Origin of the sequence: Chryseobacterium camelliae (genome assembly GCF_002770595.1) — a bacterium.
Lineage (GTDB): Bacteria > Bacteroidota > Bacteroidia > Flavobacteriales > Weeksellaceae > Chryseobacterium > Chryseobacterium camelliae.
In genome coordinates this window covers 640,363-653,101 of sequence record NZ_CP022986.1, presented here as the reverse complement: position 1 = coordinate 653,101, position 12,739 = coordinate 640,363, and the positions used below count along the sequence as shown (strand labels likewise).

Annotated in this window: 10 protein-coding genes; all 10 read left to right on the top strand. The window is 42.9% G+C overall.

Annotated elements, in window-relative coordinates; translation table 11 throughout:
* Positions 1-3: 3 nt before the first annotated feature.
* The gene (locus tag CGB83_RS02985) at positions 4-1,086 is read left to right on the top strand and encodes a glycosyltransferase (RefSeq protein ID WP_100074452.1); all 1,083 of its coding nucleotides are present in this window, start codon (positions 4-6) and stop codon (positions 1,084-1,086) included.
* Between the two features lie 57 nt (positions 1,087-1,143).
* Positions 1,144-1,491 (top strand): hypothetical protein, encoded by a 348-nt coding sequence (locus CGB83_RS02980; RefSeq protein WP_100074451.1) that lies wholly within the window; start codon positions 1,144-1,146, stop codon positions 1,489-1,491.
* A 15-nt stretch (positions 1,492-1,506) separates the two neighbouring features.
* Complete coding sequence (locus CGB83_RS02975) at positions 1,507-1,863, top strand: DUF2489 domain-containing protein (RefSeq protein ID WP_100074450.1); 357 nt, start codon at positions 1,507-1,509, stop codon at positions 1,861-1,863.
* Between the two features lie 123 nt (positions 1,864-1,986).
* Entirely contained in the window at positions 1,987-3,390 is a 1,404-nt protein-coding gene (lpdA, locus tag CGB83_RS02970) for a dihydrolipoyl dehydrogenase (protein ID WP_100074449.1), read from the top strand.
* 334 nt (positions 3,391-3,724) lie between these two features.
* Positions 3,725-4,549 (top strand): CvfB family protein, encoded by an 825-nt coding sequence (locus tag CGB83_RS02965; RefSeq protein ID WP_100074448.1) that lies wholly within the window; start codon positions 3,725-3,727, stop codon positions 4,547-4,549.
* Between the two features lie 109 nt (positions 4,550-4,658).
* Complete coding sequence (locus tag CGB83_RS02960; RefSeq protein WP_100074447.1) at positions 4,659-5,144, top strand: hypothetical protein; 486 nt, start codon at positions 4,659-4,661, stop codon at positions 5,142-5,144.
* Between the two features lie 447 nt (positions 5,145-5,591).
* On the top strand, positions 5,592-6,185 hold the full coding sequence (locus CGB83_RS02955) for a TetR/AcrR family transcriptional regulator (protein ID WP_100074446.1): 594 nt from the start codon (positions 5,592-5,594) through the stop codon (positions 6,183-6,185).
* A 94-nt stretch (positions 6,186-6,279) separates the two neighbouring features.
* Positions 6,280-7,647, top strand: a complete 1,368-nt coding sequence (locus CGB83_RS02950) for a TolC family protein (protein WP_100074445.1) — start codon at positions 6,280-6,282, stop codon at positions 7,645-7,647.
* A 9-nt stretch (positions 7,648-7,656) separates the two neighbouring features.
* Positions 7,657-8,718, top strand: coding sequence for an efflux RND transporter periplasmic adaptor subunit (locus CGB83_RS02945; RefSeq protein ID WP_100074444.1), 1,062 nt, complete (start codon positions 7,657-7,659; stop codon positions 8,716-8,718).
* A 6-nt stretch (positions 8,719-8,724) separates the two neighbouring features.
* A complete protein-coding gene (locus tag CGB83_RS02940) occupies positions 8,725-11,913 on the top strand; it encodes an efflux RND transporter permease subunit (RefSeq protein WP_100074443.1) in 3,189 nt (1,062 codons plus the stop codon).
* Positions 11,914-12,739 lie beyond the last annotated feature (826 nt).

The window sequence follows — 12,739 nt, the reverse complement described above, 5'->3', positions numbered from 1 at the left end:
GGCATGAAGAAGATTTCCATCATATTTATATTGCCAGACCTGGAAACCGGAGGTGCGGAAAGGATTGTAACGACTCTTGCCAACCACCTTTCCCGGGATCTTTTTGAGCCAAAAATACTGCTCCTGCGAAAAGAAGGAGGCTACCTCGACCTGGTAAAAAAAGATGTAGAGATCATCGCTATCCAGACTCCCAGGATCAGGCATTCCCTAAAACCGATCCTGAAAGAAATCTACAGGAGGAGGCCGGATATTGTTTTCTCCGGATTCGGGGAAGTGAATGCTTACCTGTCCTTATTCATTAAAATTTTCCCCAAGGTGAAATTCATTGCCAGGGAAACCAATGTGGTTTCCGAACATATTCAGCGTAAGGAAATCAGGTTTTTTTACAATTTCTACAACAATTACCATCGGATCATCGCCCAGAGTAATGACATGAAGCATGACCTGATAGACCATTTCGGCATCAGCCGGGATAAGATCGTTAAGATCAATAATCCTGTCGATTTTGAATTTATCGATGCGAAGCTGTCCGTTTCAGAAAAGCCTTCATGCTTCAAATACAACTATAAGAATGTAGTCGCCATCGGAAACCTGTCTGCACGGAAAGGATTTGACAGTCTCCTGAAAGTATTTTCCAGGCTGGACAATGAAAATATCCTTCTGCATATCCTCGGTGACGGCAAAGACCGGGAATTGCTGCATCAGATGAAAGAGTTCATGGGACTGAAAAACGTGATTTTCCACGGGCGGCAGGATAATCCCTATAAATTTCTCAAATATGCGGATTTATTTGTGCTTTCATCAAGGTATGAAGGCTTTCCCAACGTGCTTCTGGAAGCGGGAGCCTGCGGGACCTATGCGTTGGTCAATAACTGTCCGGGAGGCATCAATGAGATTATTCAGGAATCTGTTAACGGGGAAATCTGTGATATCAGCAACCACGATGAATTTGCACAAAGGATCATTCAGGCATTGCAGGCTGAGCACAACCATGAAGCCATTCAGCGCTCCATACGGTCAAGGTTTTCAAAACATATTATTCTGGATCAGTATGAGAAAGCTTTGCTGGACCTGACAAAAAAATAATATTGCGGAATGCAGTACCGCTCATTTCTTATATTTGAGCAAAAATTAAATCATTCAATGAAAAAAATACCGAAGCTGGGATGTGCCTGCGAAAAGCCGCCTTTCAGCCATCATGATTTCAGAAGTTCAGCATTGGGAACTGACAATACCGACGGAAGACATGCCGAAGTAAGCATTCTGCAATGCAAACTTTGCCAGAGGATCTGGATACATTACCTTCTCGAATATGAGCATTTTTCCAACTCCGGAAGATGGTATAGGGGGATTGTGTCTAAAAAGGAGCGTCCGGCCATCACGCCTGAAAATACGGTAGACTACCTGGAAAGCCTGGAATGGTATCTGTACGGAGGCTCATTTTTTAACAGTACGGGTGCCATTGGTGAGGGAAAGATCAATCTTGGCTGATCAGCATTAGACGTAATGAACGAATTGGATACCTTAAAGAGGAACCGGCTGATTAAAAAATTGCGTTCCAATGCTATTGCCATTACCACTCATCAGATTGATATGCATTCCGGATTTTTTAAAATGAATTACCTTTCAGGAAGGATTGAGGACATCAGAGCATTAGAAGACCTTGATCTGAGCATATTCAGGAAATATTACCTTGAAATTCAGTCTCATCCTGTCGGACAGGAAAGGCAATTATACAGTAAGGATTTTCTCGAACGGCTGGACAGGAAGTTAAAAGCCGTGGATGAAAAGTACAGGGATTTGCTTTACAGAAAATGCCTGGAAATTATTGAAAAATATAAAGACATCAAGGATCTTTGTTAGCACTTCCTGTAAGCATCAGCTGGCCATCGCGAAATTTGGACAGCTCTCACTTTCTCAGGTGGTAATTAATCAGTAAATTTGTAAGATCAAGTAAGATAATAATAAACAAATTCATACAATAACATGAGTCAATTCGATGTTACCGTAATCGGTTCAGGTCCCGGTGGTTATGTAGCGGCCATCCGTGCCGCACAATTGGGCTTCAATACTGCCATTATCGAGAAATATCCAACCCTGGGAGGAACCTGCCTTAACGTAGGGTGTATCCCATCCAAAGCGCTTCTGGACAGTTCCGAGCATTTCGAGAATGCCAAGCATAATTTTGCCGGCCACGGGATCATTATCAATGAGCCTAAGGCAGACCTTGCCAGAATGGTTGAACGTAAGAATGAGGTTATCAAGCAGAATACAGACGGGATCAGCTACCTGATGAACAAAAACAAAATTACCGTTTTTGAAGGTGTGGGAAGCTTTGAATCCGCTACTCAGATCAAAGTAACCAAAAACGACGGTTCATCTGAAACCATCGAATCCAAATATACCATCATCGCAACAGGCTCCAAGCCATCTTCTCTTCCTTTCATTACTTTGGATAAGGAAAGGGTGATCACTTCTACTGAAGCACTGAACCTTAAAGAAATTCCTAAGCATCTGGTCGTGATCGGCGGCGGTGTAATCGGTCTTGAATTAGGATCTGTGTACCTGAGATTAGGTGCCCAGGTGACCGTGGTTGAGTTCATGGATAAAATTATTCCTGGAATGGATGGTACTCTGAGCAAAGAGCTTCTTAAAGTGCTTAAAAAGCAGGGTATGAAGTTTATGCTATCCACCGCAGTTTCTGCTGTTGAAAGAAATGGGGATACCGTAAAGATTACCGCAAAAGATAAAAAAGGGGAAGAAGTAATCGTAGAAGGTGACTACTGCCTGGTTTCCGTAGGCAGGAAACCGTTTACCGACGGTGTTGGTCTTGAAAAAGCAGGGGTTGAACTTGATGAAAGAGGAAGAGTAAAGGTGAATGACCATTTACAGACCAATGTTGCCAATATCTATGCGATAGGGGACGTCATTAAAGGCGCCATGCTAGCTCACAAAGCAGAAGAGGAAGGCGTATTTGTCGCTGAAACATTAGCAGGCCAGAAACCTCACATCAATTATGACCTGATTCCCGGTGTTGTCTATACATGGCCGGAAGTTGCAGGAGTAGGGAAGACCGAAGAGCAGCTTAAAGAAGCAGGCGTATCCTATAAAGTAGGCTCTTTCCCGATGAGAGCTTTGGGAAGAAGCCGTGCAAGCGGTGATGTAGACGGTCTGGTAAAAATCATTGCTGATGAAAAAACGGATGAAGTCCTGGGAATGCACATCGTTGGCGCAAGAGCGGCTGACCTTATTGCAGAAGGCGTAATTGCCATGGAGTTCCGTGCCAGCGCAGAAGATATTGCGAGAAGCTCCCACGCTCACCCTACCTATGCTGAAGCCATCAAGGAAGCTGCACTGGATGCTACGGCGAAGAGACCGATCCATATGTAAGGTTTTGAAGTTTAAAAACTTAAGTATATAAAAGTAAGCTGCCGTTGTATTGACGGTGGCTTTTTTGTTGGGTTATAGAGTAGAATTTAAAAATTTAAAGATTTAAGGATTTAAGGATTATGGCTGTCGTTATGGGAATGGTAGCTCTTTTATTGGAATACTGGTAGGATCTGAAGATTTAAAAATTAAAAAATTTAAGGATTGAAGGATTTAAAAATTTAATAATTCTGGCAGCCATAGATAGTGATGATGATTTTTTGAAGAATGTTGCTCTAAATTCCATATTCTAAACTTACGATTATTTCCGTACCTTTGTCAGCTAATTTTTTCATCTATGCAACCGGGAAAGACACAGACTTTAACAATTTCAGAAAAGAACACTTCAGGATGGATCTTAACGGATGATTCCGGCGAGAAGGCTTTTTTACCTAAAATTTTCATCCGCGATGAACAGGAAGTCAATGATGAGATTGAAGTTTTTGTGTATCAGGATGACGGTAAGCTGAAAGCTACTACTGAAGTTCCTTTGGCGGAAGTAGGGGAATTTGCGGTGATGAGCTGTGTTCAGAGCCTGCCAAGCGGCGCATTTATGGACTGGGGAATCATCAAAGACCTGTTTATCCCGTATAAGCAGCAGAAAACCAAGATTATTGAAGGAAAAAGATACCTGGTTCACATTTATATCGATGATGAACTTGAACTGATTACCGGTACTACCAAATTCAAAAGGAACCCGCAGTACCAGGATCTGCCGTTTCAGAAAGGCGATAAAGTAGACCTGATCATGATGAACGAAAGCGAACTGGGCTGGAATGTAGTGATCAATAAAAAATATATCGGACTGATCTATGCATCCGATGTTTTTAAAAAGCTCTATCCTTTATCCGAAGAAACAGGATTTATCAAAGCGATCCGGGAAGATGGAAAGATTGATGTTTCCCTGCAGCCGGAAGGATTTGAAAATATAGATGAATTCAAAAAGAAGATCCTGGATAAGCTGGAAGAAAATTACGGATTGCTTTACCTTTCCGATCAGTCGAGTCCGGAAGAGATTAAAGATGAGCTGCAGATGAGCAAGAAGAATTTCAAGAAAGCCATTGGCGGACTGTATAAAGATAAGATCATTGATCTTTCAGACGATAAGATAAGATTATTATAAAGAACGGGCAGAGTTTTCTGCCCGTTTCTTTTGTATGTCATTCAGATACCTGGATAAGATAAAGAAAGGCTTACGGCCTGATTTTATTTTGTATCTTCCATAAAAAAAGATGCGGTATGTATTCCTTATCCTCTCCGTTGTTTTTTCTGTTTCAGTCTCAGGCCAGGATGTAACGGTGATCCGGAAATCTGTCGAACAGATTACCAAAACCAAAAACTACACGGTTACAACAGTTCCCGCTGAATATTTTGCCGGCAAAAACAGGGTGACGGATAACGGGATTGAACTTAAAGGGTTTTACAGAAACGGTGAACTTAAGAAAATGGAATATTCGGTAGGAGTATCTGCATGGAAGTACCAGACGGAATATTTTTTTGATCATAATCATCTGATTTTTGTGTATGTGAAAAAATATCAGACCGCCGGGAAAAACGGATACCTTAAACAGCCTCAACTTTTATCAGAAGCCAGGTATTACTACAGGAACGAAAAGCTGATCAAAGCAACAGGCAAGCCGGATCAAGATCAGGAAAGTACCGATTACCTGAGACAAGCTAACGGGCTGAAAAAGGATCTGGCAAGTTACCGCCCGTGATCGGTAACAAGCGATGCTGGTACTATACAAAACTGAAAGTCTCCTGTTCATTCACCATATTAAATGCCATAACCATTACCTGTTGTCCGGAAACTGACGATAATCCATGCTGAAAATACGTTGGTAGAATACGATCAGGAAATTCCCGGACTTGTCACATGGTTTTTTTATTCATGGGTACTATTTTGCCATCTCTTCTTAAAGAATAGAAGGATTGATACATCAAAATTGTTCTCTTTCAATCGATAGTATTGAACCCGACAAAATATACTTTTGTCGGGTTTTCTTTGTGAATTACAGTCAGGATAATGCCTTAAATCTTACACTTTATCGTGCTTTAAAAAAACATGATGCATATCATACTATTTTTTCTTAATAATTTTGTTTAACAATTTTGTCAAAAATAAAATTTGAATTAATTTTGCTTCACAAATTTGTTTAACAAAAATGTCAAATCAAACAAAAAAAGACCAGACGCAAGAACTGATAAAAGAAACCACGAAGAATTTATTCTTTGTTAAAGGGAAATTTGATGCTACAACGCAGGAAATTGCGGACGAGGCAGGAGTCAACCGGACACTGATCAATTATTATTTCCGGTCACGGGACAACCTCATCCAGATCATTTTTGATGAGGCCCACAAAGTGGAACATGAAAAGTCCAATATCATTATGAACTCGGACCTGCCTTTTAAGGAAAAAATCGCCCAGTTCATAGAAAGCAGCCTGTCAACAAGTCTCCAGTATCCTTATCTGGAAACCTACATTGTTTCACAGATCAACAAGGGCAATTGCCATAAAAAGGATATTGAGGAAGGCGAGCTTGAAAAGCTTTACAAAGATATTGAGAGCGAAATGGAATTGGGAAATATCGAAAAGATGAAACCTATTCAGTTTGTCCTGAACATGATTTCCCTGTTGGTTTTCCCAAGTGCCATACGGCCTTTGCTGATGGAAAACCTGATGATCGGAGAAGAAGAATTCGACAAGATTATTTCAGAAAGGAAAGACATCATTCTCAATATGCTGTTCAAAAAGTAAAAAATGTTAAAGTAATTTAAGAAATGAACCGTCCTTTAGAAATAAAAACTGTAAACAACACAACTATATTAAAAAATAAACGAAGTATAACATTATGAAAGGAAAACGAATAACTGCTAAAAGGCTCAGACTAGGGATAGCCGCGGCATTTATGATTTTCGGTTTTTCATCCATCTCTGCGCAGCAGCAGGTGTCTCTTCAGGAGGCTATTAAACAGGCGCTCCAGAATAAGGCAGAAGCCAAAAAGGCAGCATTGCAGGTGAAAAAAGCGGAATATAAGATTGATGAGGCAAGGGCCGGAGCACTTCCGCAGATCAGTGCCAACATCAGCAATACGTTCAATCCGATTCTGCAGAAGTCCGTGCTTCCGGGAGAGATCCTTGGTATGCCGGGACAGATGATTCCGGTAACGTTCGGAACCAAATGGCAGTCGGTGAATTCTGTATCACTGTATCAGAACATTTTTGACCAGAGGGTTTTCACAGGGCTTAAAGCGGCAAAATCAACCAGGGAATTTTACATCCTTAATTCAGAGCTTACCAATGAGCAGATCATTGAAAATGTAGCGACCGCTTATTATCAGGTATTCGTACAGGAGGAAAACCTTAAAACCGTTGAATCAAGTTACGCCAACACGGAAAGGGTGAGGAATGTGATCAAAAGCCTCGTGGATAACGGGCTGGCGAAATCCATTGACCTTGACCGTACCAACGTCCAGCTCACCAATATCGGATCAAACAGGCAGCAATTGGTAAACGCGGTGGAAGTTTCCAAGAATGCCCTGAAATTCTATATGGGAATACCGATCAGCACCCCGATTGAACTGGAAGAAAAAACCATCGAACCGAATCCGGCTTTGCTGAGTACCGCAGCGAATCTGGAAGAGCGTTCCGAAATCAGGGTACTTAACAAGCAGAGAGAGCTTTTGCAGTACAATAAAAAGGCTACCGAAGCTTTGCTGTATCCTACAGTAGGCCTCCAGGCGAACTACGGATGGCAGGGACTGGGGAATAAATTCCCGTATTTTACAGGATCGTCCCAGGGAACCAACTGGAGCGATTATGCATCCATCGGCCTGGCGATAAAAATCCCGATTTTCATGGGAGGTTCCACCAAAGCACAGATCCAGCAGGCGGAAATTGACATTCAGGACCTTGACCAGGACATCAACAATACCAGACAGAGCCTGGACCTGGACTATAAGAATGCCATCAGCAATATGGAGAATGCTATTATTAACATCCAGAGCATGAAAGATAATGTAGAACTGGCCGAGAAGGTACAGAAGAATACCCAGTCTAACTACCAGTATGGTCTTGCACCGCTCACCGAAGTACTGGATACTGAAAATGCGCTGACACAGGCCAAGCAGAATTATGCCAATGCCTTACTGGATTATAAACAGGCTGAAATAAAACTCATCAAAGCAAAAGGACAACTGAACACATTACAAAACCCATAATAAACTATAATGAAAAAAACTTTAATATATATCATCGTAGCAGCTGTATTGGTCGGTTTAGCCGCATACAAGATTGCAGGTAACAAAGAAAAACAGACGAAGGAGGTACAGGAAGTAGCCAAGCAGGTAGACAAGATCAATGTGAATGTGATCACCGTTTCAAGAGAAAATATAGATACGGATTATTCTGCTAACGGAACTTTTATCCCTAAGCAGGAGTCTAACCAGTCCTCTGAAATTTCAGGAAGGATTGTGAGTGTGCTGGTAAAAGAAGGATCCAGAGTAAGCGCCGGCCAGGTGCTGGCAACCATCAAGAAAGATGCGATTGAAGTGGATGTTGCCCAGGCTCAGAACAATTTGCAGAACGCCATCATAGACAACCAGCGGTATGAAAATGCCTTCAAAACCGGAGGGGTTACCAAACAACAGCTTGATAACTCCAGGCTACAGCTGAAAAATGCTCAGGCGGCAGTTCGTGCGCAGGGTGTAAGAGTGAATGATGCAAGCATCCGTGCCGGAATCAGCGGTACCATCAACAAAAAAATGGTGGAACCCGGAATGGTGGTCGCTCCCGGAACTGCATTGTTCGAGATCGTAAACATCAATTCCCTGAAGCTTTCCGTACTCGTGGATGAAAGCCAGATCGGAAGGATTGCGCTGGGTCAGGAAGTGCCGATCAAGGTCAATGTATTGCCGGATGACTCTTTCAGCGGAAGGATTACCTTCATCGCCCCTAAAAGTGATGCTTCTTTAAATTTCCCCGTAGAGATCGAGGTGCAGAACAGAGGAAACCTGAAGGCCGGGATGTACGCTACGGCAACATTCAAAACCAACAACGGTGCTGAAACCCAGAATATGCTGACGGTTCCTGCGGAAGCCTTCGTGAATGGAGTAAGCTCAGGACAGCTGTTTATTGTCAACAACGGAACCGCAAAATTAATTACTGTTCAGACCGGTAAAGTATATGGTGATAAAGTTCAGATCTTAAGCGGCCTTAAAGGCGGCGAACAGGTGATTACCAGCGGACAGATCAACCTGGATAACGGTTCCAAAATCAATATCGTAAAGTAAGATAAGATGAAGTTAGCAGAAATATCCATTAAAAGGCCGTCCCTGGTGATCGTACTCTTTACGATCCTCACGCTGGGCGGTTTGTTAAGCTACTCCATGATGGGGTATGAATTGATTCCGAAGTTTGAAACCAATGTGGTCACCATTTCTACGGTATATCCCGGAGCTTCGCCTGCAGAGGTGGAAACGTCCGTGACCCGGAAAATTGAAGATGCCGTAGGGTCTCTGGAGAATGTAAAGAAAGTAGAATCTTCATCTTATGAAAGTTTATCGGTAATCATGGTTCAGCTGAACACAGGAGCCGATGTCAACTATGCGCTGAACGATGCCCAGAGAAAGGTGAATGCTATCCTGGCAGACCTTCCGGATGATGCAGACCCGCCGTCTTTGCAGAAATTCTCGCTGGATGACCTTCCGATCATGACGCTGAGTATTACCAGCAACAAGCTGAATAATAAAGAGCTTTACGATCTTTTAGACAAGAAAATAGAACCGATCTTTTCCCGTGTGAACGGGGTGGCTCAGGTTACTTTAGTGGGTGGTCAGGAGAGAGAGATTCAGGTGAACCTGGATGAAAAGAAACTGCAGGGATATGGCCTTTCTATAGGCGATGTGCAGCAGGCTATCCTTTCTTCCAACCTGGATTTCCCTACAGGAGCATTAAAAACAAGGACATCGAGATCAACGATCCGTCTGTCCGGAAAATATAAAGATGTAGCTGAACTGAACAACCTTGTGGTTTCCAATAAAAACGGAGCCCAGGTACGTCTCTCTGATATTGCCACGGTTTTCGATTCACAGAAAGATGTAGAGAAAATCGCACGGTACAACCAGAATTCTACCATTTTGCTTCAGGTGAAAAAACAATCGGATGCGAATGCGGTGGCTGTTTCGGAACTGGTTCAGAAAACCATTGCCCAGGTTCAGAACAACTATAAGGCTCAGGGAATTCAGCTGAATATTGTAGATGATACCACAGATTTTACCCTGGAAGCAGCCGATCACGTAATTTTCGACTTATTCCTGGCGATTATCCTGGTAGCGGTGGTGATGTTATTGTTCCTCCACAACATCAGGAACGCTTTTATCGTTATGGTTTCCATTCCAATGTCTCTGATTGCCACGGTAATCGGGATGTACCTAATGGGTTATACCCTTAACCTGATGAGTTTACTGGGACTGTCACTTGTGGTAGGTATCCTCGTGGATGACGCGATTGTGGTACTGGAAAACGTGTACCGGCATATGGAGATGGGGAAAAGCAGGATCCGTGCCGCTTATGACGGAGCTTCAGAAATCGGGTTTACCGTAACGGCAATTACGCTGGTTATTGTGGTGGTATTCTTACCGATTGCGATGAGTTCAGGATTGGTGTCGGATATCCTGGCCCAGTTCTGTGTAACGGTAGTTATTGCGACCCTGCTGTCCTTGCTGGCTTCATTTACCATCATTCCTTGGTTGTCTTCAAGGTACGGTAAACTCGTGCATCTTACAGGGAAGAACGTTTTTGAAAGATTCATTCTCTGGTTCGAGAAACAGTTGGAGAAATTTACCCACTGGATTACGGGCATTCTGGAATGGGTTTTAAAAACCACTTTGAGAAGAGTGATGACGGTGATCATCACATTTATCATCCTGCTTTCCTCCTTCATGCTGGTAGCATTCGGATTCATCGGAGGTGAATTCTTCCCTAAAATGGACCGGGGACAATTTCTGGTTCAGATGGAATTGCCGAAAGACGCTTCTGTAGAGAAAACCAACCAGGTAACCCTGGAAGTTGAAAAATTCCTGAGAAACGATAAAGATGTGGTGGATATGATTACCACGGTTGGTCAACAGTCTTCCGGATTCGGAGGCGCTCAGGCTACCTTGTACCAATCGGAAATCCAGGTGATCCTGGTGGATAAATCCAAGCGTAACGAAAGTACGGATATCAAGTCAGCGAAGATCAAAAGGGCGCTCGAAGAAAAATTCACTGGAGTAGAATTTAAGACTGCACCTATCGGATTGATGGGAGCGGATAATGCTCCGATCGAATTGGTGGTTACCGCTCAGGACAATGAAACCGCAAACAAGGAAGCCAACAGGATCCTTGGACTGCTTAAAAAAGTTCCCGGTGCTGTAGATGCAGAACTGTCTACCGATTCCGGAAACCCTGAAGTTCAGGTGAATATCGACCGTGATAAGATGGCCGCTTTAGGCCTGAACCTTTCCAGTGTCGGACAAACCATGCAGACGGCATTCAGCGGAAATACCGATGGGAAGTTCAGAGCCGGGGAATATGAATATGATATCAACATCCGTTTCGGCGATGCCAACAGGCAGTCGATTGATGATGTGAGAAACCTGATGTTTACCAATCCTCAGGGGCAGCAGATCAGGCTGAGCCAGTTTGCCGATGTGAAAATGGGTTCCGGGCCAAGCTTGCTGGAACGTAGGGACAAAGCTCCTTCCGTAAAGGTAAAATCCAAAGTAGTTGGCCGTCCGTCAGGGGATGTGGCCAACGAATGGGCAGCCATGTTCATGGATAATGAAAAAACAAAACCTGCCGGAGTATCGTATATCTGGAGCGGAGACATGGAAAACCAGACCGAAGGTTTCGGTACATTGGGAATTGCCTTGCTGGCAGCCATCGTATTGGTATATCTCGTAATGGTTTCCTTATATGATTCCTTTGTGTATCCGTTTGTGGTACTGTTCTCTATTCCACTGGCATTGATCGGGGTTATGGTGATCCTGGCCATCACCGGAAACTCGCTGAACATCTTTACGATGCTGGGGATGATCATGCTGATTGGTCTGGTGGCGAAAAATGCGATTATGATTGTCGACTTTGCCAATATGAGAAAAGCTGCAGGAGCCAATACCCATGATGCCCTGATTCAGGCAAACCATGCCCGTCTCCGTCCGATTTTGATGACGACTATTGCGATGATCTTCGGGATGATCCCGATTGCGATCGCCAAAGGAGCCGGAGCAGAAATGAATAACGGACTTGCCTGGGTAATCATCGGGGGTCTGACTTCATCACTCTTCCTGACCCTGATCATCGTACCGGTTGTATACTCTCTGTTTGATTCCATTTTAAGAAGAATGGGCAAAAATGAAAAGATAGATTATGAAGCCGAAATGAAAGCCGATTATGAGCATAGGGAACTCAGTGAAGACGGATTTACTCCAAAACACACGGATTAATAGATCCACCTTTTAATTAACCTTAAGCGTATCAGAAATGATGCGCTTTTTTTCGTCTTTAAAAGTAATTCTGTAACAACTCCATCACTTCAATTAGCTTAAAAAGCGTATCGAGAAGTCATTTAATAGATTATTATTGCTCAAAGCTTCTCGATACACTCCGCTTCGCTACGTTACCCGAAGTGACGTAGGAAATAGTTGTATGAAATGAATTAGAAGCTTGAGTGAATTAGGAATCAAAAATTTATACGATCAACCTCCGTCACTTCGAGTAGCTTGAAAAGCGTATCGAGAAGTGATTTAATAGAGTGCTATGGTTCAAAAACTTTTCGATACACTCCGCTCCGCTGCGTTACTCGAAGTGACGTAGGAAATAGTTGTATGAAATGAATTAGAAGCTTGAGTGAATTAGGAATCAAAAATTTATACGATCAACCTCCGTCACTTCGAGTAGCTTGAAAAGCGTATCGAGAAGTGATTTAATAGAGTGCTATGGTTCAAAAACTTCTCGATACACTCCGCTCCGCTGCGTTACTCGAAGTGACGTAGGAAATAGTTGTATTAAATAGAAGCTTGAGTGACTTTGGAATCAAAAATTTATACGATCAACCTCCGTCACTTCGAGTAGCTTGAAAAGCGTATCGAGAAGTGGATTATCAGAATGCTACTGCTCAAAAACTTCCCGATACACTCCGCTTCGCTGCGTTACTCGAAGTGACGTAGGAAATAGTTGTATGAAATGAATTAGAGATTGAGTGAATTTGAAATCAAAATTTGTATGTCAACTTCCGTCACTTCGAGTAGCTTGAAAAGCGTATCGAGAAGT